The 22692-nt window shown below is 71.9% G+C and carries 25 protein-coding genes; 7 read left to right on the top strand and 18 right to left on the bottom strand.

The genetic code is table 11. The features are described from left to right. A partial coding sequence (locus RND61_RS30610; RefSeq protein WP_315881422.1) for a hypothetical protein occupies positions 1-193 on the top strand: 193 nt, incomplete at its 5' end. A 311-nt stretch (positions 194-504) separates the two neighbouring features. On the opposite strand, the gene RND61_RS30615 is transcribed toward RND61_RS30610, so the two are convergent. The 14 genes from RND61_RS30615 to RND61_RS30680 all read right to left on the bottom strand — a co-directional run bounded on the left by RND61_RS30615 (position 505) and on the right by RND61_RS30680 (position 12264). Next, positions 505-714, bottom strand: a complete 210-nt coding sequence (locus tag RND61_RS30615) for a hypothetical protein (protein ID WP_315881423.1) — start codon at positions 712-714, stop codon at positions 505-507. Between the two features lie 849 nt (positions 715-1563). Next, positions 1564-2259 (bottom strand): hypothetical protein, encoded by a 696-nt coding sequence (locus RND61_RS30620; protein WP_315881424.1) that lies wholly within the window; start codon positions 2257-2259, stop codon positions 1564-1566. 47 nt (positions 2260-2306) lie between these two features. Beyond that, complete coding sequence (locus RND61_RS30625) at positions 2307-2528, bottom strand: hypothetical protein (RefSeq protein WP_315881425.1); 222 nt, start codon at positions 2526-2528, stop codon at positions 2307-2309. A gap of 14 nt (positions 2529-2542) precedes the next feature. Next, positions 2543-2986 carry a protein kilB gene (locus RND61_RS30630; protein ID WP_315881426.1) on the bottom strand — a complete coding sequence of 148 codons (444 nt, stop codon included), beginning with the start codon at positions 2984-2986 and terminating at the stop codon, positions 2543-2545. A gap of 24 nt (positions 2987-3010) precedes the next feature. Continuing rightward, positions 3011-3463 carry a Pycsar system effector family protein gene (locus RND61_RS30635; RefSeq protein ID WP_315881427.1) on the bottom strand — a complete coding sequence of 151 codons (453 nt, stop codon included), beginning with the start codon at positions 3461-3463 and terminating at the stop codon, positions 3011-3013. Positions 3464-3483: 20 nt separating this feature from the next. Then, positions 3484-3972, bottom strand: a complete 489-nt coding sequence (locus RND61_RS30640) for a hypothetical protein (protein WP_315881428.1) — start codon at positions 3970-3972, stop codon at positions 3484-3486. Positions 3973-4057: 85 nt separating this feature from the next. After that, positions 4058-5509, bottom strand: a complete 1452-nt coding sequence (locus RND61_RS30645; protein WP_315881429.1) for a transfer protein — start codon at positions 5507-5509, stop codon at positions 4058-4060. After that, a complete protein-coding gene (locus RND61_RS30650) occupies positions 5506-6432 on the bottom strand; it encodes a hypothetical protein (protein WP_315881430.1) in 927 nt (308 codons plus the stop codon). Before RND61_RS30650 ends, RND61_RS30645 begins: the two co-directional genes overlap by 4 nt. Before the next feature lie 94 nt (positions 6433-6526). Further along, the gene (locus RND61_RS30655) at positions 6527-6988 is read right to left on the bottom strand and encodes a hypothetical protein (protein ID WP_315881431.1); all 462 of its coding nucleotides are present in this window, start codon (positions 6986-6988) and stop codon (positions 6527-6529) included. Positions 6989-6997: 9 nt separating this feature from the next. Next, positions 6998-9124, bottom strand: a complete 2127-nt coding sequence (locus tag RND61_RS30660) for a hypothetical protein (protein WP_315881432.1) — start codon at positions 9122-9124, stop codon at positions 6998-7000. A gap of 127 nt (positions 9125-9251) precedes the next feature. Then, the gene (locus RND61_RS30665; RefSeq protein ID WP_315881433.1) at positions 9252-9509 is read right to left on the bottom strand and encodes a hypothetical protein; all 258 of its coding nucleotides are present in this window, start codon (positions 9507-9509) and stop codon (positions 9252-9254) included. Further along, entirely contained in the window at positions 9506-9976 is a 471-nt protein-coding gene (locus tag RND61_RS30670) for a hypothetical protein (protein ID WP_315881434.1), read from the bottom strand. The genes RND61_RS30665 and RND61_RS30670 overlap by 4 nt, the downstream gene beginning before the upstream one ends. A 142-nt stretch (positions 9977-10118) precedes the next feature. Further along, positions 10119-11711 carry a DUF2637 domain-containing protein gene (locus tag RND61_RS30675; protein WP_315881435.1) on the bottom strand — a complete coding sequence of 531 codons (1593 nt, stop codon included), beginning with the start codon at positions 11709-11711 and terminating at the stop codon, positions 10119-10121. Positions 11712-11934: 223 nt separating this feature from the next. Continuing rightward, positions 11935-12264, bottom strand: coding sequence for an RNA polymerase sigma factor (locus RND61_RS30680; protein WP_315881436.1), 330 nt, complete (start codon positions 12262-12264; stop codon positions 11935-11937). Between the two features lie 410 nt (positions 12265-12674). Between RND61_RS30680 and RND61_RS30685 the strand changes: the two genes are divergently transcribed. The 5 genes from RND61_RS30685 (at position 12675) to RND61_RS30705 (ending at position 17855) form a co-directional block, all read left to right on the top strand. Then, entirely contained in the window at positions 12675-13424 is a 750-nt protein-coding gene (locus tag RND61_RS30685) for a GntR family transcriptional regulator (protein WP_315881437.1), read from the top strand. Between the two features lie 70 nt (positions 13425-13494). Beyond that, entirely contained in the window at positions 13495-14391 is an 897-nt protein-coding gene (locus tag RND61_RS30690; protein ID WP_315881438.1) for a bifunctional DNA primase/polymerase, read from the top strand. Between the two features lie 296 nt (positions 14392-14687). Next, a complete protein-coding gene (locus RND61_RS30695) occupies positions 14688-16172 on the top strand; it encodes a hypothetical protein (RefSeq protein ID WP_315881439.1) in 1485 nt (494 codons plus the stop codon). A 604-nt stretch (positions 16173-16776) separates the two neighbouring features. Continuing rightward, positions 16777-17580, top strand: a complete 804-nt coding sequence (locus RND61_RS30700) for a ParA family protein (protein WP_315881440.1) — start codon at positions 16777-16779, stop codon at positions 17578-17580. Further along, on the top strand, positions 17580-17855 hold the full coding sequence (locus tag RND61_RS30705; protein ID WP_315881441.1) for a hypothetical protein: 276 nt from the start codon (positions 17580-17582) through the stop codon (positions 17853-17855). The genes RND61_RS30700 and RND61_RS30705 overlap by 1 nt, the downstream gene beginning before the upstream one ends. 113 nt (positions 17856-17968) lie before the next feature. On the opposite strand, the gene RND61_RS30710 is transcribed toward RND61_RS30705, so the two are convergent. Together RND61_RS30710 and RND61_RS30715 are read right to left on the bottom strand one after the other, a co-directional pair. Then, positions 17969-18553: a hypothetical protein gene (locus tag RND61_RS30710; RefSeq protein WP_315881442.1), complete on the bottom strand. Its 585-nt coding sequence runs from the start codon at positions 18551-18553 to the stop codon at positions 17969-17971. A 3-nt stretch (positions 18554-18556) separates the two neighbouring features. After that, positions 18557-18895 carry a bifunctional DNA primase/polymerase gene (locus tag RND61_RS30715; protein WP_315881443.1) on the bottom strand — a complete coding sequence of 113 codons (339 nt, stop codon included), beginning with the start codon at positions 18893-18895 and terminating at the stop codon, positions 18557-18559. 720 nt (positions 18896-19615) lie between these two features. Here RND61_RS30715 and RND61_RS30720 point away from each other — a divergent pair. Further along, complete coding sequence (locus RND61_RS30720) at positions 19616-20476, top strand: nitrilase-related carbon-nitrogen hydrolase (protein WP_315881444.1); 861 nt, start codon at positions 19616-19618, stop codon at positions 20474-20476. Here the strand turns inward: RND61_RS30720 and RND61_RS30725 are convergent. Both RND61_RS30725 and RND61_RS30730 read right to left on the bottom strand, forming a co-directional pair. Then, entirely contained in the window at positions 20457-22043 is a 1587-nt protein-coding gene (locus tag RND61_RS30725; RefSeq protein ID WP_315881457.1) for a carbamoyltransferase family protein, read from the bottom strand. The two genes, RND61_RS30720 and RND61_RS30725, sit on opposite strands and share 20 nt — an antisense overlap. Before the next feature lie 82 nt (positions 22044-22125). After that, positions 22126-22602 (bottom strand): hypothetical protein, encoded by a 477-nt coding sequence (locus tag RND61_RS30730; RefSeq protein ID WP_315881445.1) that lies wholly within the window; start codon positions 22600-22602, stop codon positions 22126-22128. Positions 22603-22692 lie beyond the last annotated feature (90 nt).

The raw sequence follows: 22692 nt of genomic DNA on the forward strand, positions 1-22692 counted from the left end.
CCTGCTCGCCGCGGCCCGCGCCGGAACCTGGGACACGCAGCAGCGCGAGGCCCTGGCGAACGTCTTCACGACGGCCGCCGAACACCTCCGGGCGGGCCCGGCCGGGGTCGTTCCCGCCCCCGCGCAGCAGCCCGGACTGAGCCGAGCGGAGCGACGCCGGCGCGAGCGCGAGGCACGCAAGCAGCGCGGCTGACCGAGGCGTCCGGGCGAGTTTCGTCCGGACGGAACGGAGCTGCAAGAGATGTCGGGCCGCCCTCGGTCTGACTCGGCGGAACGGGGAAGCTCCCCTTCCGCCCCAACTTGCTCGGCGTGCGAACGGGCTACGACTGTCGTACGCGATAGCTTGCTCGGCCCCGAGTCCCGTTCCGGGTCCCCTTCGGAGTCCCCTTTCGGGTCCCCGTTGGGGTGCCGTACCGGGTCCCGTTTCGGGTCCTCTTCGGCGTCGTGGGGTCGGCGAGAACGGCGCAGGTGAGGACGCGCGAGCGAGGCCGCAGAGCGCGCCGACTACTTCCCTGGGGACCCCTCCGGCTCCCTGGCGATGCCCGGCCCGAGGGTCCGCCGGCCTTTGTGCTCGACCACCGCCTGGTGCTCGACGTCGTCCAGGAGCCGCTCGGCCTCGATGCGCTCGACGGGCAGCAGTCGCGGTGCGGGCCCGGCCGGGGGCGTGGTCTTGGTGCTCGGGCCGGTGCCGAGTCGTCGTCGTGCGGTGCTCATGGGAGGAGTCTCCCGCCTCCGGCACGCGCGCGTGTGCACCCTCGCGACCGGTCGCGGCGCCGACTACTTCCCTGGGGAGCCCTCTGGCGGGCCAGGCGAAGGCAATGCACCTGGTGTGTCGGACCGGGCCGTGCGGCGGCGGGCGCCAAAGTGCAAGAGGTGTGACCGTTCTGGCCGTGCGGCTGGAGGGTCGGCGCGGTGCACGTCGGGTGTCGCGGAGAGCCGTTGGCGTCGTGCTCCTGGTCCTCGTCGTGCGGCACGTCTTATGGGGCGGCGGGTTCGACGTCGTCGTGCTCCTGGTGGTGCTCGCCGCGGTACGTCATCTCGGTGACGTACGGACGCGGGCGAAGACGTACGCGCGGTCGCGGCCGGGCCGGAGCGAGGGACCCGAGGGGCGGTGCCGTGCGGCGCGAGCCGGGGTGCACCACGACGATGCCGACCCGCGCCGGACGGTGCCGACCGTAGCGGGGGCCCGGGGGCCGGCGAAGGCCCTCGGCGGCCACCGGCGGCGGCTTCAGGAAGCGGAACTGATATCAGTTCGCACTAACTCGCTTCCGCGAGTTAGTGCGAGAAACTCCCCTCCCCGACCGTGCCCGGTTGCCCCGGAAACCCGCGCGAGCGGAGTGCGCCGGGCCGCGAAACTGGGCCCAGTTCGCACTAACTCGCTGCCGGGATCTACCGCGCGGCCGCCGATGCGCGGGTGCGTCCCCGGACAGGTGGCGCCGCCGGGCCGAAGGCCCGTAACAGGCGTGGGCGAAGCCCTCCTTCTTCCGCCCTTCCCCAGGAACGCGAAAGGCCCCCGGTCCGCCTCACGGTGGAGGCAGGCCGGGGGCCCAAGGGGAATGACGGTCAGGCGGTGGCCTCTTCGAGTGCGGCGACGACCAGACTCCAGTCGGCCATGCGTCCCGCCGGGATGTCCCCGCGGGCGGCCTTCTCGCGCACTGCCGTCAGCTTGCCGAGGACGGCGGACACGAGATCGAGCAGCGCGGCGAAGATGCGCGGCCGGGCCTCCTCGTACGCTTTCCAGAGGTCGAGCTGGGGGCGGGGCTCGGTGAGCCGCGGGAGCTCCACGACGACCAGGCGCTGCGCGAGGTCGGCCCGGATCTGCTCGGGGTGGAGGGTCCCGGTGAGGATGAACGCCCGGTCGGCGGGGGGCGTAGAGACGGGCTCCGCCGTGCCCAGGGACCGCTTGACGATGGTGCCGCCGCTGAGGGCCACGCACAGCGCGTTGGTCTGCCAGTCGGTGAGGCGGTCGACGTCGTTGAAGGCGACGACCCGGGAGGCGTCGACCATGGCGATCCATGCGTTCTCGGTGGTGGGAAGCGGGCGGAGCGGGGCCCCGGGGTCGACCAGGTGCTGAAGCATCGTCGCGGTCACCGACTTGCCGCTGCACTGTTCGCCGGTGAGGTACAGCGCCGGGCGGGTGATGCCCGGCAGGAGCGCGGCGACGAGCCACGCCACGATCGTCTGCCACTGCTCGTCATCGACGTTCAGCAGGGCGCGCAGCTCGGCGAGCGACCCGGTGGTGGTGTCCGTGTTCGTCATGTAGTCCGTCCTTCGTGGATGCCGGGATGGCCCCGGGCTTGTGGTGTTCAACGAGCGGGGGTCGGGGTCGGCGCCTGCGTGTACGCGGGCGCCGGCGGGCTGGTGGTGTTGCCGTCGGCGTTGGCCGTGCCGATGAGGTACGCGGCGAACAGGGCGAGCGTGGTGAGCCCCCAGCGGCGGGCCCGTGCCCGCAGCGTCGGCCCGGCCGGGAGCGGTTGGGCGGGGGCGAGGGTGACGGTCCACTGGGTGGGCTCGGTCGGTAACGGCATCTCGGTCTCCCGGGTCAGGCGAGTGCGATTCCGGCGGCCTCGATGAAGGCGTCGGTCTTCTGGATGGCGTGCTCGCGTGCTGCGGCGAGGCTGGTCTCCCCGCTCGCTCCGCGCAGTTCGTACGTGGCCCTCGCGGCGGCCTGGGCGACCGCGGCGAGGTCGGGCAGGAGAACTGAAACCCGCAGGAGCGGGGCCGTGACGGCGGACCGGGTGGCGTGCGATGCCGCGCGGGCCTCACTCCAGTCCTCGCCCCGCAGGCGCTGGCCCTCCCGGACCCACATCGCTCGCCGGTGATTCGAGAGCGCGGTCGCCAGCTCGGTCACGGCGGCGAGCCCTTCGACGCGGCGGGCGGCGGCGTCGGCGGCCCGGCGCTGGGCCCGCTGGCTGAGGTGCTGCAGCGTGCCGGTCAGTAGCGATCCGGCGAGGGTGCCGAGCACGGCGACGATGGCCGTGAGCATGTGGAGCCTCCTTGGAGCGGGCGGTCAGAGAAGGGCGGTGAGGAGAGCGGCGGCCAAGGCCACGAGCGAGGTGCCGGTGATGTCGACGGCGAGCCGCAGGCCCCCGTACTTGCGGCGGGCGATCTCCGAGAGGCGGATGACGTGCTCGGCCTGGCCGGTCGGCGCGGCGAGGTCGGCCAGGACCTGGTCGGGAGTGCAGCGCGCCCAGTGCAGGTAGGAGCCGCGATGCTCACCGTCGAGGCGGGGGCGGACCACGACCAGGACGGTGAGCATCGCGGCGACCAGGCCGACGGTGCCGGCGCCGACGCAGACGGCCGCCAGGGGCGGCAGGTCGCGGCCGGGGACGGTGGCCACGAGAGCGGCGAGCGGCAGCGAGAACGAGGTGAGGAGCACGCCGGCCTTGGCGTCGGTGCGGCTGATCTCCGCGAGGACGGTCGTGGTGGCGGCGTCCAGCCGGGCGTCGATGTTCGTGGGCACGAGCGGGTCCCCTTCCGGACTCAACGGACGTCGACGCGGTTGCGGGCGAACAGGCCCCGGGTCGTGCTGGAGACGGTCGTCGTCTCCTGGCGGACCGTGCCGGTGTAGTGGTGGTGGTGGGTGGTCAGCGCGGCGTCGGCCTTGGCGCGGCCGGCGGACCGGATGAGCGAGCCGACGGCGAGGACCAGGGCGACGGGGGCAGTGGCGCCGACGGCGAGGGTGGCGGGGTCGACTTGCCCGAGGGCGTAGAGGACGAGGGCGGCGCTGCCGCCGAGGGGCAGGGAGGCGGCGCCGGCGGCGAGCATCAGGCCGCTGATGTCGGTGGCGCGCTGGGACATCGGCGGCCGTCCCGGCTGCGCGACCGGCGGGGTCGGGCCGTACGAGGGGACGGGGGCGCTGTCGCGGTACGACGTCGGCCGGTACGCCGAGTCGATGAGCTGGCGGGCGCGGGCCTCGGCCTCGGACTCGCTGAGCGGGCGGTCGGCGGCGGTGCGGTCGATGTGCTCCACTGGGTGCTCCTTCTTCGTCGCGATGGGGAAGGGGCCGGGGCCCGGAGGCGTCATCTCCAGGGCCCCGGTGCGGTGCTGGGGTGGTTCAGCGGGCGATCTCGTACAGGCCGCGTGCGGCGCGGACGACGTCGCCGGAGTCGGCGAGGACCCCGAGGGCGTTGCGGACGGAGCCGACCCGCACTTCCGGGCCGCCGTCGGCGTTGACGAGCAGGGTGATCTCGTCGGGGCTCAGCGGGTCGTCGCTGTCGGCCAGGACGACGCGGATGCGGTCCGCCAGGAGCGCGGCTCCGCGACCGCCCTTGGTGGCCTGGGTCTTGGCGGCCTGCTTCTGCTGGTCCTCGCGGACGGCCTCGCACAGCGCGGCCATCGCCTCGGTGCCGCGTGCGGCGTACGCCTCGCCCGCGGCTTCCAGCGATGCCTCCTCCAGTCGTGCCGGGTCGCCCGGCCCGTACAGGGCGAGGATCTCCGGGTCCAGGCCCGGCATGGGCCGGATGGAGCCGATGCGGAAGTGCCGCATCATCGACGCCGGGTGGGGGCCGGAGAGCAGGTAGGCCGTTCCCTGGGTGTCGCAGACGTCATCGTCGTCGTCGGCCCCCGGCGCGAACTGCGAGCGCAGGACGCGGGGCTTGAGGCTCTTGGGGATCGGCACGAGCTGGGTGCCGGCGGGCAGCAGCCCGTCCGCGACGAGCTGGCGCATCATGCTGGAGCTCCAGCGCAGCAGCGTGACCTCGCCCTCCTTGAGCATCGCCCGGAGGGTGTCCGAGCCGCCCAGCTCCTCCAGGTGGCTGGCCTGGGCGTCCAGCTCCTCGCCGATGCCGACCGACCGGCCGGTCCTGCCCAGTTCCTTGACGAGGTAGGTCGCCTCCTCGCGGTACGGGGCGCCCTTCTCCAGGAGGCGGTTGGCCTCGTCGATCCGCACGCTCAGCAGCGGGTCGGGGTCGCCGATGACGAACGCGTTGCGGCCCATCGCGGCGTAGCGCGGCTGGCGGGACTGCTGGGCGACGGCGACGGCCGCCCGGAGCATCAGGATGGCCTCCTCCTGGCTCGTGGCCAGCCAGTCGACCTGGCCCTTGGCCTCCGGGGCGGACTGACCGCCCTTCAGGTCGCCGTACCAGGAGACGATCCCGTTCCTCTTCTCGCACGCCAGGATGTACTGCACGGTCCGGCTCTTGCCCGCGCCCGTCGTACCGAAGGTCAGGGCGCGGACGGCGGAGCCGGTGCTCGGGTCGAACAGGCGCCGCCGGGCGGGGCGGCCGTTGTGGTAGCGGCCGACGACGATCCGGCCGTACCGGTCCATCAGCATGTCTTCGGGGGACGGCGGCGGCATGACCGCGAGCGGGTTGGACGGGTAGATCGTGACCAGCGCGGTGCGGGAGCCGTCGGTCTCGACGGCGATCCGGCCGGGGTCGGTGATCTGGAAGGCCGACGCGAGGGCCGCCAGGTCGTACTTGATGACCTGGCCCGGCGGGACCTCGACCCGCAGCTCCACGATCTGGCCGTCGGGGATGCCGGGGACAACAGGGCTGCTGATGGTCATGCGTCGATCTCCTTGGTCATGTCGACGGCCGCCGTCATGCGGCCGAACTGGATGTCGGTGATGGTCGCGCCGGGCATGGCCAGCGGCGCGATGCGCGTGGCCCACACCGTGCGGGCGTCCAGGGCCTCGTCGGCGGTGCCGACGGTGAGCAGGCGCACCGAGGCCCCGCGGCCGGGCACGGGGCCGACCGCGATCAGGTCCTCGGGCACGTCCATGAGGGCGGACAGGCGGCGCACCGAGATGTCGGGCACCGGCTCGCCGGGGATGGCGGAGCGGATGACCGCCCGCATCGCGCTCTCGCCGGTCCGCTCGACGTCCTCGAGGAGCGTGCCGGGAGCGGCGCCGCCCTCGACGGCCGCGCGCTCGGCCCACCACTGGGCCGCCGGGTGCTCGTAGGCCGTCTGGTCCACCACGACCAGGTCGGCCGTCTTCTCGACGGGCGGGAGCGGCGGCACGAGCATGTGGCGGGCCGCCCGCGCCGGGCGCAGCCACCAGGTGCCGGCCGACCACAGCGCGACCGCCAGGGCCTCGCCCCAGTGGACGCCGGGCACGAGCCGCTCGGCGACCAGGACGGCCATCAGGGAGACGCCCGGCGCCGCGTACAGCACGGATGCCGTGCGGGCTTGGTGGGTGGGCTCCGTGCGGGTGTGGACCGACATGCCGTCGTGGTGCTCGGTGACGACCTTGGTCTCCTTGACCTTCGTCGCCTTGCGGGTGGGCAGGGCCACGAGCCCGGCACCGGTGGCGACGACGGTGGCGACCAGCGACTCGCCGGTGACCTCCGGGGTGAAGAGGCCAGCGGTCGCCACGGCGGCGCCGGCGGCCGTGGCGACCCGGCCGGTGTGGCTGCGTGCGGTGTCCAGCCGTCGCCGGGCGGTGTCGAGCTGGCCGCGCAGCCGCTCGGTGCGGTCGGGGGAAAACATCGGGTCCGCTCCGTCTCTCCCCGGCCTGCCCGGGGTGGACGACGAAGCGGCGGCCACATCGCGGGCCGCCGCTTCGTCAGGGGGTGGGTGGGAATCAGCGGTTGCTGTAGAACTCCGACTCCGCCGGTTCGACCGGCATCGCGTGGAACGCCTCGGCGACCGGGCCGTAGTCGGCCTGGTGTGCGGCGGCGGCCTGGTCGAAAAGCGCGCTCAGGTCCTCCGTCGCGGCGGCCATCGCCTCGGCCTCCTCCAGCACCTGCCGCATGACGGCCGCGGCGTCGTGGTGCTCGGCGACCGTGTCCCGGTCGACCTTGAGCCCGGCCATCTGGTCGGCCAGGCGGTCCACCGACGTCGCGCAGCCCTCGACGTAGCGGTACGTCGAGCGGACCTGCTCGCTCAGCCCCCGCAGCCGGGCCCCGGCGAGGGTGAGCTGGGCGATGACGACGCCGTAGCGGACGCCCTCGGCGACCACCGCGCCCGCGACGGCCGCCGCCTTCCCGGTCGCGGCCGCGACGGTGCCGGCCGCGGCTCCGGCCTTCTCCAGTGCTTCGCCCATGAGGGCCTCCTACTCCATGTTGTATTCGCGGTCGGCCGGGCGGGTGTGGCCCATGTCCCGGGTGACGTCGGCCGGGCGGCGGTGGATGGCCTCCGCGTTGCTCCCGGCCGTGGCGATGGCCTCGGAGGCGCGGGGCAGGGCGGCGGCGATGGCGTCGGCGCGGGCCTTGACCTCGCCGGTCTTCTCGATGAGGCGGAGGACCATGCCCTCCAGGACGCCGGGCACCTTCAGCTCGACCACCTTGGCGTGCAGGGCTTCGAGCTTGGTCACCAGGCGCTCGCAGCCGTCGGCGGCGGCCAGTGCCTCCTCGACCCCGGCGGTGATCTCCCGGGCCGCGTCGGCGTCCGCGTCGATGACGTCGTAGATGGTCAGGTCCGCGTCCCTGTACTGCGTGTCGGGCCTCTTGACGGGCGCGCTCACGAACCGGGCTCCTCTCTGCGGGGGTACGGCCGGATCCGCGGGGGGCGGCTCCGGCGGTGTCGAGCTGGCGGTCGTCGCCGTGGCGGTGGCCGCCGGGAGGGCGGGGCGCCCTCGGGTGAGGGCACCGGCCGGTTCCGGGTCCGGCGGAGGCGGGTCGTCCCGCCTCAGCCAGAACTCGAACTCCGGGCCGGTGTAGGCGGGCGGCGGGCGCATCCCGTCCATGCCGGGCATCCCGAACGGCGGGTCCGGCTCGGCGGTGTCCCAGTCCGGCGAGTTGGTCTCGCCCGCCGGCGCCTCGGTGCCCGCGGCCGTCTCGTCCTGCCCGGCCGGGCCGGTGGCCTCTTCGGCCTTGGGCGGCGGGTTGACCGTGCCGCCCTTGTCCTTCCAGCCGTCCTTGCCGTCGTCCGGCTTGTGCGTGCCGACCACCGGGGCGTCGGGGTCGAACAGCGGCTTCGGCTCGGCGGCCTCCGCCTTCGCCTCCGGCTCCTTGGCCAGGTCGACCTTCTCCCCGTCGCCGGACGGCTTCTCCTCGACCTTCGCCTCGTCGCCCTCGACCTTCGCCTCGTCAGCCTCCGGCTTCGCCACGGCGGCCTTCGGCTCCTTGTCGGCCTTCTCCGTCTTGACCTCGGGCTTGTCCTCCGGCTTCGACTTCTCGCCCGGTCCCTTGCCGTCCTTCGGCTTGGGGTCCGTGCCGTCCTTCGCGGCCTTGTCCTTCGCCGGGTCGGCGTCCTTCGCCTTCTCCCTGGCCTTGTCCTTCTCGGCCTTCCGGGCGTCCTTGTCGGCCCGCCGCTGCTTCTCGCGAGCGGCGTCCCGGTCCTTCGTCCGGTCGGTCAGGTCGGCGGCCTGCTTCGCCGCGCGACGCTGGTTGCGGGCCTTGGCGTTCTCCGTGGCGACCGGCCCGTCGGGGCTGCGCTTCCAGCCGCCGCCCTGGCCCTTGCTGTCGCGTCCGGCCGCGCCCTTGCCGCCGCCGGACCCTCCGGAGGACCCCGAGCCGCCTCCCGATCCCTTGTGTGCCCCGCTGGGGCTCTTGGAGCCGCCGCCGTGCCCCTTGGGGCCGATGCCGCCTGGACGGCTGCCAGAGGCGGCGTCAGGGCCCTTCTTGGGGCTGTTGGAGCGGAGGGGGGCGGGGACCTTGGAGCCGCCCCCGCCTCCACCGGTCTTGCCGCCGCCGCTCCCGGAGGCTCCTGCGGTGCCGCCGCCGCGCCCGCCCCCGCCGGCCTTCTGGCTCCGGCCGTACTCCGGGCTCGGCTGCACGCGGCGCCCGGCCGCCTGGTCCGCGGCCTTGTCGGCGGCGGTGCGGGCCTGGTCGGCGACCGCCTTGCGGTGCTCGGCGCGGGCGCGGGCGCCCTGGGCGAGCTGCCACATGCCCTGGGCGCACGCGACGCCGACGGCCGCGAGGACCGCCATGCCCATCACCGCGGCGTCCCTGGCGCGGGGGTTGTCCGGGTCGGCCGGGGGCGGGGGGACGAACGCGCCCTCCTCGTCCTCGTCGCCGGGTTCCGGATCCGGGACGCCCGCCACGGTCATGTGCAGCGGCGGGGCCATGTCGGAGACGTCCGGCAGCGCGGGCCAGGAGCCGACCGGGATCATCGGCACCGTGTCGTCCTCTCCGGCGCCGGCGGGCTCCGGCGGGGCGCCTGCCGCCGCGTCGAGCGACGGCGGGAGGCTGACGTGGGGGAACGGGTACAGCGTTCCTCCCGGGTCGTCGGTGCTCACGGACACTCCCTCCTCGGGGTTGACAGAGGGTCACGTAATCGGCGACCCTCGCGCGTCGCGCGTACGCGCGTCGCGCCTTGGGCCCCCCGGAGACCCGGGGGGCGGGCGGTGATGATGAAGATGTGCACTACGCCGGGTGACGGCGCGGGCGGTTCGCGTCCTGCCGCTCCATCTCGGCGGCCCACTGCGCGAGCTGCTTGGCCAGCTCGTGCATCGCGCCCGGCTGGCCGTTGCGCTGGGCCCGCTTGGCGGCGGCCTTGGCCCGCTCGTAGCAGACCCGGGCGAGGTCGGCGTCGTCGGTCGCCGCCTGCATCCGCGGGTTCCAGAAGTTCGCCAGGTTCCGGAGCCGCTTCAGCGCCTCCGGGCTCATTCCGTTTCCGCTCACGCCGACCGCTCCCGGTTCACCAGCTCCAGGAAGTCGCGAGGGGCGGACCCGGCCGTGGGCGGCTCGACCGGCTTGGGCGGCACGGCCGCCGACCCGCCGCTGATCTGCGGCGCCTGCTTGGCCTGCTTCTTCTCCAGCGCGGCGGCCTGCCGGGCGGCGGGGATCTCGTGACGGCCCTTGCGGTAGCGGGCCTCCAGGTCGAACGTCAGCTTGGCCGCCTCCTCCAGGTGCTCCTGGATTTCGCGGAACGGGCCGACGACCCACCGGTGCCGCCACCACGCCTCGAAGCTGCTGTAGCCCTCGGGGCGGTTGGCCTTCCACATCGCCTCGGCCTCCTGCCGCACCTCAGCGACGAAGGCGGCCTGCGACTTGAGCACGCCACGGAGCTGGGTGGAGAACGCCTCCACCATCTCCGGCTTGGTCAGCATGTCCCCGGACCACTCCGGTCCGGACGAAGTCCTGCTCATCTCGGGGGTTCTCCTCTACCGTTGTGGCCGTGACCAGGGCGGTAAGCGCGTCCTGGTCGCTGTGACTGCTTCCGGCAGTCGCGACGAAGGCCAGCCCCGATTCCCGCGGGGCTGGCCTTCATCGGTGGTGCCGGCGTGCTGCTCACGCCTCGCTGCGGGGCGGGACGTCCGGGTCGTACTCGGGGTAGCCGCCCTCGATCAGCGCGACCGCCTCGGCACGGTGCTCGGAGGCGGTGCCCTCCGACTTCACGCCGATGGCTGCGGCGATCTCCTGGTTGGTGACTTCGCGCTCCCCGGCCGTCAGGAGCATCCGCGCGGCGATCCGCACCCGGCGCTGGCGCTGACTCAGGTTGACGAAGTCCTCAGCCTCGACCGCGCGACGCAGGAGCCGGGCCGTCGCCTCGCGGGCTTCGGCCGCTCGCTTCTGGGCTTCGGCTGCTTTGGCTTCGGCTTCGGCCGCTCGGTGCACGGCTTCGATCGCCTTCGCCTTCTCCGTCTCCTTCGTCGCCAGCGCGGTCATCTTCTCCGCGTCGGCTTCGGCGGCGCGCGCTTCGGCTTCGGCAGCTTTCGCTTTCGCTTCGGCTGCCCGCTTCTTGGCTTCGGCCGCTTCGTGGGACTCCATCGCTTCGCTCAGCGAGGACGCCGCCCGCGCCTGTGCCTCAGCTCGCGCCTCGGCCTCCGCGACCGCCCCGCGGGCCCGGGCCCCGGCGACGCCCTCCGTGGCCGTCAGATCGGCCTTGATGGCCGCCATCTCCTTGCGGTGCGCCAGGCGCTCCTTCTCCGCCTGGTGCTCCGCGCGCTCCCGGTCCAGCTCCAACTGGCGGTCGCGCTTCTCGGCCTCCTGCTTGCGGCGCAGCTCCTCACGGGCCATCCGGTCCGGCAGGGCCAGCGCCTCGTCGACCGTGAGGCCGAACGGCCGGAGCTTCTTCGGCAGCCGGGCCAGGGCCTCCTCGCTGCCCTCGGCGAGCTTGTCGGCGGCCAGCTCCGCCTTGTACTCGTTCCAGGCGTCGAAGATGGCCCGCTCGCGCTGGCGGGACATGGCCACCGAGTAGCCGACGTCCCACAGCTTCATCTCCCGGAAGATCCGCCCGGTCTGGCCCGTGGCCAGCACCCAGCGGTATCCGGGGATCACGTCGTGGTCGGCGGGGAGCGCGGCCTGGTGGACCAGGATGCGGCGGCCCGCCTCGACCCCGATGACGAACAGGACCGGCATCAGGCCGTGGCTGGCGGCCTTGTCCCAGTTCTCCGTGATCGCGCCGTGAGCTGCGGCGTTGAAGTAGATGCTGGCCACCGTCATGCCGTGCGCCAGAAGCCGCAGGAGCGGCCACGAGGTACGGATGCAGGCCATGAACAGGTCCAGCACCAGGCACGTCACGATGGCGACGTCCACGCCGACCGCGAAGTACGGGGCGTGCTCCACGGAGAACCCGAAGACCGTGTGGCCGGCCTTGGACAGGTTGCCGAAGGACAGGTAGAAGCCGATCGCGCCCATCACGGTGCCGCCAACGATGGCGGCGAGACCGAGCCCGATCTTGACCTTCCTGGAGACCTCCGGGGTGCCGGTCGACGGCCCCTCCTCAGAAGTGGGCGAAGCGTCGGCCGGAGTGGGCGAAGCCTCGGCCGAAGTGGGCGAAGGTTCGGGGCCGGGCGGCGATGGCTTCGCCCGGGTGTCCGAAAGGGGCAGGGGGTCCAGAGCCGTTGGCACCGTGGTGAGCGGCTCGATCGTCGTCGTCATCTGTCTCCATCCGAAGCTCGGGGGGTGGGGCAGGCCGGGTGTCGCCCCGGACCGGCCCGGCGATGACGTGGGCCGGTCCGGGGCTGACCTACCGTTGATGATCAGGTACAGGACGGACAGGTCTGCGAAGGCGTCGGCGACGAGAACCACCGGCCGCACTGGCAGCACTGCCATTCGCTGCCCGCCACACGGCCCAGGAGGCGGAGCGCCCGCCGGACCGCGCTCACGCGACGGCCGCCAGCTCGGCGCACACACGCTCCAGCGCCGCGGCCTCGACCACCTGCTCCCGGCGCACCCGCGCCGAGCGGTAGTGGGCGTAGACCCTGCGGCGGGCGAGCACGGCCAGCAGCCCCGAGGGGCTGTCGATGGTGTTGCCGCGCAGCAGGTACTGCCAGGCCATCAGCCACACGTCCTGGGCCAGGTCGTCGACGTACGCGGCCCGGTCCTCCGGACGCAGCGTGCGCGACACGATCCCGAGCACCCGGACGTGCTGATTCGCGTAGATGGCGGTGAGGTCCGCGGCCAGGGCCCGGTCCTCGATACGGTTCTGCATGGGTCGCACCTCCGATGCGATCTGGGCCGTAGCGCCCGGCCGGTCCCCGCCTCGCACGCGGGGGCCGGCCGAATGAAGAAGCCACGGCGCGGCGCTTCCGCCGCAAGCGGCGCACAGGCCGCCAGTGCCCCGGACCGGACTCGAACCGGTCAACCTCCCAAACGGGGCGCCATCACCGGTCACGCCAACACGAGCTGGCGGTTGTAGGTCGGTGATCCACCGTCCGGCGTGCCAAGGTGCCGGCGCCCTTGCCCCAGCACCTAGGCCAGGACTCTTCCAGAAGGTACGTGACGAACCTTCCGGCAAGGAAGAAGGTACATGACGAACTTCACTGCCGCAAGATATGTACCTTCGCCGCGTCATGATGTACCTTGACAGCAGAGCATCACGCTCACGAAAGGGGAGAAACCGTGGCATACAGGAGCAGCGGAGCGGGCTACGCCGATGTGGCGGCCCACTACCGCAAGGCCATCGACAGGGGGGATCTGGCTCCCGGGGACTCGCTCCCGAGCGTCCCCGAGATCAGGGAGCAGTTCGACGTGTCTGCCAAGACCGTCAGTCGAGCCTTGAAGGTGCTGAAGGACGAAGGGCTGGTCGTGTCCGCCGGCGCCGCCGGGACCGTGGTCTCCAAGCGGCCTCGTATCGCCCCCGCCACGGGGACGGCCAGGGTCTCGCGAACTCGGCAAGGCGGACCCAACTACGCTCCGGGCGAGACCTCGACCAACCACGAGGCCATGATCCGGTCGTGCAAGGACCCGATCATGTGCCACTACCTGGACATCGACCCGCACGACGAGGTCGTGATCCGGCGGCGAGTCTTCCGGCAGGACGGCACCCCGAAGATCGTCGGGATCGAGGTCATCCACCCTCGCGCTCTGGCCGTCGTGTCGGACCTCGCCAAGCAGGGGCCCCGTGGCGCCGTGCACTGGTTCGTCCAGTACGAGGAGGCCACCGGAAAGAAGATCCACGGGTCACCGGAGCGGCGTGCGGCTCGATTCGCCAGTCGGGACGAACTGGAGCTCCTGGAGGTGCCCCTGCCGGACTCCGACGTGGCTGTTCCCGTGCTCGTCACGCACACCGTTTTCCACGACGAGGACGGGCCGCTGGAGGTGATGGAGGACGTGCACTACCCGGGCCTCTGGCACGAGGCCCGCTCCTAGGAGTCGACGAACGCAGCCCGGCGTCCTTCGCGAGAGGACGCCGGGCCAGTGCCATAGGAGAGAGATCCCGATGACGGACATCAAGTATTCCGCAGGTGAGCCCCTGCACATGGCCCTGGAGCTGGTGGCGCTCGGCGTGCCCGTGCTGCCGCTCCGCGAGGGCAAGGGCCCGTTCGGGAACTGCCGCGACTGCACGGGGAACCAGTGCGGCGGTCGACCGAACATGAAGACCGCCGGCGCCTGTGCGTGCCCCCGGCCCTGCCACGGTTGGGCCGCCGCGTCAGCCTCCGTGGACGTCGTGACGTCGGCGGCCTGGGCGACGGCGTGGCGCAGGGCGGGGGCCGTCGCGTACCACCCAGGCGGAGCCGGGGTGACCGTGGTCGACCTCGACAACGCCGACGCGGTCGCCTGGGCACGCGAGACCCTGCCCGTCACCCGCACCGTGGCGACGACGCGGGGCGAACACTGGATCTACCTGGGCACGATGCAGTCCTCGAACAACGTGCGGCCCGGAGTCGACATCAAGTCGCTCATGGCGTACGCGCGCTGGCTCGGGCGCGGCGAGGGGCAGATGATCCGGCTGCCCGAGACGGTAACCGCGCTTCCCCGGTACGTGGTGCCGGCGGGCGCGGTGGCCTCGTCCCCCGTCCCCCGGACCTCGTGGACTCGGGCAGTCGCCACCGGGTGCCGCCACACCGAGCGGTACGTCCGGACCGGCCTCGACAAGGGCGTCGCGATGGTCACCAGCCACCGAGAGCAAGGGGCCGCCAGCCAGGCGTTCGGCGTCGCCCGATTCCTCGGCTCGCTGCACCAGGAGTGCCCCGGGCCGTGCGGCCTGGAAACCCTCGGCGGAGAGATCGTGGCCGCAGCCGTAAGCGTCGGCGTACCCGAGTCGTACGCCACCCGAGCAGTCGACCGCGGGTTCGCGGAGGCGGGGGTCCTAGTGCCCTCGACGCAAATGGCCTGAGCCGGATAAACCCGCGCAGCTAGGGTCGATCCACATCTAAAAAGCGAGCGGCCCGGCAGCTAGGTGGTAGCACACCTTCGCTCCGGGCCGACTGGAAGTCTTCGAGCTGAGCTTTGATCCGCTTGCTCGCCTTCCTAGCAGGTCCCACTGTAAAGCACAGGGGCCAGGCGGAGGAGGCGGAAACAGGCTTAGCTCCCGAGAACGGAGCACCCGTGAACCACCCGTCCGACGACGTTCACCCGACCGACACCATCACCGCCGTACCCCAGCCGCGGGCTGAGGATCGGGGACGCGTCGTGATCGACGTGACCGACGAGCCGACCGGCGTCACCGAGGTGACCCGGGCCCTGCAGTCGGGCGCGATTGCCGACGTGTACCTGCGCGGCCGGCGGCCCGTGTGGATCGGCGAGGGGAACGACGGCCCCTTCATCGAGGAGATCTCGAAGGACGGCCTGACCCTCGCTCTGCACGAGCACGCCGAAGTCTTCAAGATGCGGAAGACCGGCCCGGTCCCGGTGCTGCTGCCCACCCGCGTCGCCGCCGTGGTTCTCGCCCGGAACAACTGGAAGCTGCCCCCGCTGAAGGGCATCAGCTCTGTTCCCCTCCTCAGCCCTGACGGCCAGCTCCAACTCCGGGAGGGGTACAACCCGGCGACCGGGTGGTTCTACGCTCCCCGCATCCGGATCAAGGACGTCCCGGAGAACCCGACGGCCGCCGACATCGCAGCGGCGCAGGAACTGGTCGTCGGGAAGATGCTCGGCGACTTCCCCTGGATGAAGGCCAGCGACCTCGCCCAGTTCGTCGGCGCACTCTTCATCCCGCTCCTGCGGTCGATGATCCCCGACCCGACTCCGATGTGGGCGATCACGGCGACCAACCCGGGCTCCGGCAAGTCGTTGCTCTCACGGATCTTGGCCGAGCTGTTCGGGATCAAGGGGGCCACCTGGGGCACCGACAACGGCGAACAGCGGAAGGTCATCACCTCCGTGATGATGGAGACGGGCGCTCCGGTGGCCGTCTTCGACAACCTGCCGACCGGCCACACCATCCGCTTCCCGGTGATGTCGGAGCTGATCACGTCCGCCACCTGGAGTGACCGCATCCTCGGCCGGTCGGAGATCGTCGCCCTGCCGAACAATCTGCTCTGGGTCGTCAACGGCAACAACCTGACCGTCGGCGATGACCTCGGCCGCCGAACCATCTGGTGCCGACTGGACCCGGACGTCCGACCCGACACCCGGGACCCCTCGAACTTCGCGGCCGGCGACCTCAACGAGTGGTTGCAGCTCCACCGCGCCGAAGTCCTCCACGCCCTGCTCACCCTGCTGTGCGGCTGGGTCGCCGCGGGGATGCCGAAGACCAGCCACCACATGGCCTCCTTCGGTGCCTGGCCTCGCACCCTCGGCGGCATCCTCAACTGGATGTGCCTTCCCGGCTGGTTGGAGGACCGCGAGGAGATGATGGAGGACGCCGACGAGGACGCGATGGAGTGGGCAGCCTTCCTCGCCGCCTGGCACGAGGAGCTGGGCACCAAGGAGTACACCTCGCAGAACCTGGTCGACTTCGCCTTCGCTGCGGCCACCGGCGTCAGCGCGGCCTCCAACCTCAGCCGCGTCATGCCGACCAACGGCGACAAGATCCCGAACTCCAAGCAGCTCGGCAAGTGGCTCCGAGCCCGACAGGGGCGGTTCTTCAGCGGCTACCGGATCATGTCCCGCCGTGACGCCCGGCAGAAGATCAACTACTGGAGGGTGGAAGGCCCGGCCCCCACCAAGCAGTAGCCGCATCAGCTCTGACGAAAGGCCCGCCCGGTATCCGTGCGGGCCTTCGTCATGTCCGCGCAGCGTGTGGTTCCGGGCAACTACACCCCGCACTGCCCGCACTACCCGCACTGCCCGCAAAAACGCAGGTCAGCGCCCATGCGGGTAGTCCGGCCGCCTCTGCCCGCGCGGGTAGTCACTGCCCGCACTGCCCGCACTGCCCGCCACCTCGGCTGTGCGGGTAGTTGCGGGTAGTCCGATCTTGCATTCTGGACACTACCCGCAACGCTCTGACCAGCAAAGATGCGGGTAGTACGGGTAGTGCGGGTAGTTCTTTTAACTCTGTGACTTCTGTGATTAGAGAACAGTCCCGAGTCCCCGGGTGAAGAAGCCACCCCGCGCGGGTAGTGCGTTGCCCGTGCTGTAGGACGGCGGCGTCCGCGCCCGGTGGCTTCTTCGCTTTGACGGTCCGGTGACCTGCCGGTTTGCTGGCATGCTGGCCTGCCCGCGTGCTGGCGTGCTGGCACGCTGACGTGTTGGCGAGTCAGCGCGCGAGCACGCTCGAAGTGCTGGCAAGCTGGCGGGCTGACGGCAGGTGCCGACCAGGACGGAGAGGGGCGAGGCGATGGCAGCTAGGCGTACGGCTGTGATCAACAACAGGGGAGGTGTGGGCAAGAGCGACCTGACGCTCCGGCTCGGTGCCGCCCTGGCGAAGCGCGGCCGCCGGGTCGGCCTGGTCGACTTCGACCCGCAGGGAAACCTCTCGCGTCGGGCGGGCTGGACCTACAACGAGGCGCAGCCGCAGATCACGGTGAGCGAGGCGGTGCAGGCCGACCGCGTCGGCGCGATGCGCCAGGTCTGGACCCCGGTGCAGTGGAAGTCTCCGTACGCGGAGCGCATGCTGCTGGCCCCGGCCTGGCTGGAGCTGGAGAACCGGTACGCCGAAGCGGGCCTCCCTGGCTCGCACCTCCGTCTCGCCCGCGTCCTCCAGGGCGCCGACGAGGACCTGGACGACGTCCTCATCGACTGCCCGCCGTCCCTGTTCCACCTGACGCAGATGGCGATGTCCGCTGCCGACGGAGTGCTCATCGTGACCCGAGCCGAGATCGACTCGATCCTCGGCGCGAAGCGCGTGCGGACCTTCATCGATGAGAAGGCGCACGCCCTGCACGCAGATGACCTCCGGATCGACGGCGTGGTGGTCAACGACTACGAGCAGGGCAAGCCGCGGCAGCGCCAGCAGCTCGCCAGCGTCCGCCGGCTGTTCGGCGACCTGGTCTGGGATCCGGTCATCGCCCGCCGCGAGGTCATCGCCAACGCCGCCAACGACTACGTCCCGCTGGAAGACGCCAAGGGCTCCCAGCTCACCCAAGCGGTCGCCAGCTTCGAGCTGCTGGCCGACACGTACGAGAAGAGGATCACCGCCTGATGGCCCCCCGCCACAACTTCGAGACCCCCGACGACGTCCCCGAGCCGCGCCTTACGCCGAACACCGGCGGGGTGAAGGTGGGCGCGGACCTCGTCGGCCGGCGCCCGACGCGGAAGGCGGGCGACTGGAAGTCCTTCTCCAGCTACCTCCCCGAGGACCTCCAGCGGCGGTTCCGGTCGGAGTGCGTGTTGGCCGGGATCGAGGTCCGCCAGGGCCTGGACGAAGCGGTCCGTGCATGGCTGGAGGCCCGGCAGGCTGACAAGCCCGCAGGCTGACACGCTGGCGGGCTGGCATGCTGGCACGTCAGCGTGCAGGCACACAGCTCTGAGCAGCACAAAGAGCCCCACACCGGTCGGTGTGGGGCTCTCGTGTCGTGCGGCCGGACTTCCTACCGCTCGCCGCTCGGCTCGCTCTCCCGGGCGAGAGGGGCGAGCAACCGCGCCAGCTCGTGCAGCCCGTCGCGGACGACCAGGTGGTCAGCGGCGGGGAGCCGCGCCGTGCGGCCGTCGCCGACCTCGACCTCCTGGTGCGCGTCCTCGTGGGTGAGTCGGACCGTGGCGGACCGGCCGCCCGCCAGCAGCAGCTCGGCCGACAGCGACCCGACCACCGGCAGGCCCTCCTTCAGGTTGCTGTCGACCAGCCCGGCGTTGCGGGCCTCCAGCTCGGGGGCCGGCACCTTGGCGGCCAGGTGCTCGTGGACGTGGAGCGAGGCCCGGCGCAGCCGCTCCACGACGTCCTCACCCTCGGCGAGCTGGTCGTCGGCGTCGGCCTCGACCAGCCGGGCGAACGCGCACAGCGCGATGGCGAGCTGCCCGGCGGCCTCCCCGAGCGGCTCGGCCTGGTCGCGGGGGCCGGTGGCTGCGGGCATCAGCACGTCCAGGGCGTGCCGGGCGAGCTGGTGCACGGCGGATGGGTCCAGAGGAGCGGGCGGCGTGAGCTGGCCGGGCACGGCCGTGGTCTCGTACGTCGTCATGGGTTATCCCTCCTGCGGAGTGAGCAGAGCTGCGATCCAGTCCGGGAGCGGCGCCACGGGCACGTCACGGGCGATGAGGTACGGCAGGCCGCCGACGATGGAGCCGGGGCCGACGAGGTACCCGCCGCGTCGGCGGCCGGGGCCGCGGACGTCGATCCCGGGTCCGAGCGGGGACCGCCCGCCGGAGACGCTGCCGATGGTGCAGTCCGCCGGCACCCGGAAGTACAGGTGCAGGCCCTGGTGCGGCGTCATCACGGTGAAGGTCTCGGGCCAGTCGGTCAGGCCCCGGATGTCGAGCTGAGCGCGCAGGGTCTCGATGCCGTTGACGGCCTCGGGGAACATCGGTACAGCGGTTATCGGCGAGAACGATCATGGTCAGGGTGTGAGTGCGCTGACCCGGTTCTCGTACTCGCGGCGGGCCCTGCGCTGGACCGGGACCGCAGGGGCGCCCTGGGCGCCCCGTCCACGCGGGCCCCGCCCCTCCGCCCGCGCGGCCGGGGCATGGGGACACGAGTTCCTGCCCGGGCCGCCGGGGAGCCGGCGCCCGGGTGCGGGGGCGGCGACCGCCACACCGTGCTCGGCTTCATCCGCCCTCGTCCCCCCCCCTCGCCGGGGCAGGGGGGGCGCACTGGTCGACCGGCACACGGGCCGTTCGCCGGCGGTTTCCGGGAGGGCCCGTGCGGCGGGGCGGTGACGCGCAGGCCGCCGCCCCGGACGGCCGGCGGGCGGTTCGGGGCGGCGGGCGAGCGGCCCGTGGGCTCTGCGGACGCCGACGGTCGCCGTACGGTCCGTGTTCCGCATCACGTCGCCCGGATCGACGATCGGGAGAGCCTCACGGCCGACCGTGTGCGGGACCGGCGGCGGCCCGCGCCGGATCGCATCCCGGGGCGGGGTCCGCCGCAGCCGCGCGGAGCCGGTCGGGCCCGACGGGTGTGGCCCACCGCACTCCGTCTCCGGTGTTCGAACTGTACGCTTTCACGCTGTCTGCCCTTCGTGCCCTCTGCACACCGAGCCCGGCACCCGTGGGCTCCGTTTCGTCGCGAGCCCCCACAAGTCAGGAACATGAGCAACATCACGTACCCCTGCCCGAACCCCTCCGAGACGACCCGGCGGCGAGGCGAACCCGGGGAAGCGGGACCGGTTCGTGACGAGGTGCAGGTCGGATTTCTCCAGTTCGCCCCCCAGGTCCGCTCGGAGAAGGAGAACGTGGAGTTCATCCGTTCGGCGGTTCGCGGGGTCACGGAGGCGCTTGTCGTCCTGCCGGAGTTCTTCCTCGGAAGCTATCGAGCGCACTCGCGCGTGTTTTCCGGCCAAGGAGAGCTGGCGCGACAGCTCGGACCTCTGCTTGCCGCATCCGCGGAGCAGGGGATCAGTTTCGTCGGAAGCCTTCCCGTGCGCTCCGCCGGCAACAGTTTCAACCGCGCGGTGGTGATCGAGTCGGGCAGGGTCTTCCCCGTGCACGACAAGACGAGGCTGTTCGGTGCCGAGCTGGACGTTTTCAGCAGGGGGAGGGCCTCGCACCGGATCGTCGACATCGCGGGCCTGCCGAGCACGGTGCAGATCTGCCTGGACATCGTCGACCCCGAGCCGGCTCGTTCCGCAGCGGCGGCCGGTGCGGGCCTGATACTGAGCCCCTCCACCGTGTCGGTCGAGTTCCTGCGGATCATCCACCAGGCGAGGGCGTTGGAGAACCAGGTCGTCAGCGTCTTCTGCAACAGGCACGGCGCGGAGGAGGACGGGACCATTTACCTGGGGCGCAGCGCCGTCTTCTTTCCCGACGGCACCGAGGTCTCGGCGCCCTCCGACGAGGACGCGCTGGAGATCCGTACCGTCCGCGCCGAGCAGTTCGACCGTTGGAAGGCCGTCCGGCGGAACGTTCTGGGGATCCGACCGGCCGGAAGCGCTACCGGGCACCCTGCTTGACCAGGAGACGGTCTTCCAGGACGAGTGCGTCGAGGTTCATGTCCAGGAAGGCCCGGCACGCGTCGGACGGTGTCTCGACCAGGGGCTCGTCACGCCGGTTGAACGAGGTGTTCAGCAGGATCGGCACGCCCGCGCGTTCGTCGAAGCGCTCCAGCAGTTCGTAGCAACGCGGATCCTGACTGCGGCGCAGGGTCTGCACACGGGCCGTACCGTCGACATGGGTGACGGCCGGGATCAGCGCACGCGCGCCGGGGCGTACTTTGACGGCGCGCGCCATGAACGGACTCGGCTGATCAAGTTCGAAGAATTCCCCGGCCCGTTCCTCGACGGTCATCGGGGCGAGTGGTCGGAACCACTCGCGCTCCTTGACGGACGAGTTGATGTGGTCCCGCATCCAGGGCCGGCGGGGGTCGGCCAGGATGCTGCGGTGGCCCAGTGCCCGCGGGCCGAGCTCCGACCGTCCCTGCCACCAGCCGATCACCTCTCCGTTCGACAGCCGGGTGGCCACTTCGGGCAGGAGGTCGGAGTCGTCCATGCGCACGCACACGACGCTCGCTCCTACCTCCCGTACGGCCAACTCGATCTGTCCCGCCGAATACTCCGGGCCGTAGTAGGCGGTATGCATCGTGGTGTCCACGGGCAGCGCGCGCCGTTTCACGTCCAGGAACAGCTTTCCCACGGCCTGACCGTCATCGCCGGGAGCGCACACCACGAACAGTTCCTCGAAGGGCCCGTCCCCGGCCACCCGCCCGTTCGCCACGCAGTTCAGCGCGACACCGCCGGCGAGGCAGAGACGGGTGCTGCCGGTCAAGCGGTGGGCCCGGCGGGCCAGGCCGAGAACGATCTCCTCCAGGATCACCTGGCCGGCGTAGGCGATGTCCATGTCGTCCTGGTCGAAGCAGCCCGTCATCGGGGGCCGGGCACGTGCCGCGACGAGGTCGTCCCACAGGGCCTGGTCCTCCGGCGTGGGCGCCGACCACCCGTAGTACTTCCGGCCGAGGGTGTTGGCCAGCACCGTCGTGGTGAACCTCGGATCGATCCGGTAACCGCCGTCCTCCTCCGTCCCGGCGAACACGCGCAGCCTGTCGAGGAAACGCGAAGGCCCGCCGTACGCGGCGAGGGCCATCGTCTTCCCCTCGTCGTGCAGTCGCCCCATCCCCGCCAGGGCGCCCACGGCGCTGTAGAAGTGACCGATCGAGCGTGCCGCGAAAACCCCGCCCGGGTCCGCCTGCTCCTCCACCAGGTGCAGGCCCGCGGCGGTCCCCGCCCAGATGGACGTGGTGACCAGGCGGTCCCCGCAATAGCCCTGGCCATCCACCACCAGCACCGCGGCCTGCTCGAAACCGGAGCCGTGGAACGCGCTCGCGGCGTGGTTGCGATGGTGGTCGTCGACGTGCAGCCCGTCGGCGTTGTCCACGAACTGGTCGCCCGGGCCGCCGAAGTACGGCTGGTAGGCGGGGAGAGACCGCAGGTGGTGATAGGCGGGCCGGGGGTCCCAGCTGTGCTTGCGCCGCTCCCCGACGCGCTCGGACGCCAACGCGACGATCCCGCCGTCGGGCAGGAGCATCGCCACGCCACAGTCATGCCAGGAACCGGCATGGCTGTGGACGAGGGCGGGCAGCGGGGAATTCACGGGTCCGCCTGCTGCGTCAGGCCGGGAAGCCCAGTGAGGCGACCCACGTGTAGTTCGACGACTTGTTGCTGAGCCGGGTGACCACGAAGTCGTCGTACAGCCCCGCCGGCACCTCCGTGTCCACCCGGACACGGACGCTGACGCGAGCGGGCGAGGGCCTGTTCGCCAGGTTGATGTTGACGTTCACGCGGTTGTCGTCCGCGCTTGTCAGCCGGGTGCTCGCCAGCTCCACCTCCCTGAAGTGGAGCGGCTGGGAGGGCTCCGGCTCGTAGAGCACCACGGTGATGAGGTGCCCCGGATAACCGGCGAACGTTTCGACGTTCTCCGTCACGATCTGGAGCGTGGTCGTGTCCGCTCCGCCGGGGTCGGTCTTCAGGAGGGTCAAGGGGATGTCCACGGCGAGCCCGGAGTAGCAGGAGTCGCCGTACACACCGGGTTCGTCGCCCAGGTGTACCCGGCCTTGCCAGACCAACTCGGGCTTGGGACTGAGCATCGTCTGCCTCCCTGTGGTGTGATGCACATGATAACTTCGTAGCGTAGTGAAAAAACAGCGGAGGGTCACTGAAGTGGGGTCCCGTCGCCA

Source organism: Streptomyces tamarix (assembly GCF_032423885.1).
Taxonomy (GTDB): Bacteria; Actinomycetota; Actinomycetes; order Streptomycetales; family Streptomycetaceae; genus Streptomyces; species Streptomyces tamarix.

Excerpts from the sequence above, each read along its gene's own strand:
- RND61_RS30655 (WP_315881431.1), bottom strand. The coding sequence starts at position 6,988 with ATGGGCGAAGCACTGGAGAAGGCCGGAGCCGCGGCCGGCACCGTCGCG.
- RND61_RS30720 (WP_315881444.1), top strand. The coding sequence starts at position 19,616 with ATGAGCAACATCACGTACCCCTGCCCGAACCCCTCCGAGACGACCCGG.
- RND61_RS30715 (WP_315881443.1), bottom strand. The coding sequence starts at position 18,895 with ATGTTCCCCGAGGCCGTCAACGGCATCGAGACCCTGCGCGCTCAGCTC.
- RND61_RS30690 (WP_315881438.1), top strand. The coding sequence starts at position 13,495 with ATGACGGACATCAAGTATTCCGCAGGTGAGCCCCTGCACATGGCCCTG.
- RND61_RS30705 (WP_315881441.1), top strand. The coding sequence starts at position 17,580 with ATGGCCCCCCGCCACAACTTCGAGACCCCCGACGACGTCCCCGAGCCG.
- RND61_RS30625 (WP_315881425.1), bottom strand. The coding sequence starts at position 2,528 with ATGCCGTTACCGACCGAGCCCACCCAGTGGACCGTCACCCTCGCCCCC.
- RND61_RS30670 (WP_315881434.1), bottom strand. The coding sequence starts at position 9,976 with ATGAGCAGGACTTCGTCCGGACCGGAGTGGTCCGGGGACATGCTGACC.
- RND61_RS30680 (WP_315881436.1), bottom strand. The coding sequence starts at position 12,264 with ATGCAGAACCGTATCGAGGACCGGGCCCTGGCCGCGGACCTCACCGCC.
- RND61_RS30725 (WP_315881457.1), bottom strand. The coding sequence starts at position 22,043 with ATGCTCCTGCCCGACGGCGGGATCGTCGCGTTGGCGTCCGAGCGCGTC.
- RND61_RS30675 (WP_315881435.1), bottom strand. The coding sequence starts at position 11,711 with ATGACGACGACGATCGAGCCGCTCACCACGGTGCCAACGGCTCTGGAC.
- RND61_RS30730 (WP_315881445.1), bottom strand. The coding sequence starts at position 22,602 with ATGCTCAGTCCCAAGCCCGAGTTGGTCTGGCAAGGCCGGGTACACCTG.
- RND61_RS30620 (WP_315881424.1), bottom strand. The coding sequence starts at position 2,259 with ATGACGAACACGGACACCACCACCGGGTCGCTCGCCGAGCTGCGCGCC.
- RND61_RS30650 (WP_315881430.1), bottom strand. The coding sequence starts at position 6,432 with ATGTTTTCCCCCGACCGCACCGAGCGGCTGCGCGGCCAGCTCGACACC.
- RND61_RS30615 (WP_315881423.1), bottom strand. The coding sequence starts at position 714 with ATGAGCACCGCACGACGACGACTCGGCACCGGCCCGAGCACCAAGACC.
- RND61_RS30700 (WP_315881440.1), top strand. The coding sequence starts at position 16,777 with ATGGCAGCTAGGCGTACGGCTGTGATCAACAACAGGGGAGGTGTGGGC.
- RND61_RS30630 (WP_315881426.1), bottom strand. The coding sequence starts at position 2,986 with ATGCTCACGGCCATCGTCGCCGTGCTCGGCACCCTCGCCGGATCGCTA.
- RND61_RS30645 (WP_315881429.1), bottom strand. The coding sequence starts at position 5,509 with ATGACCATCAGCAGCCCTGTTGTCCCCGGCATCCCCGACGGCCAGATC.
- RND61_RS30710 (WP_315881442.1), bottom strand. The coding sequence starts at position 18,553 with ATGACGACGTACGAGACCACGGCCGTGCCCGGCCAGCTCACGCCGCCC.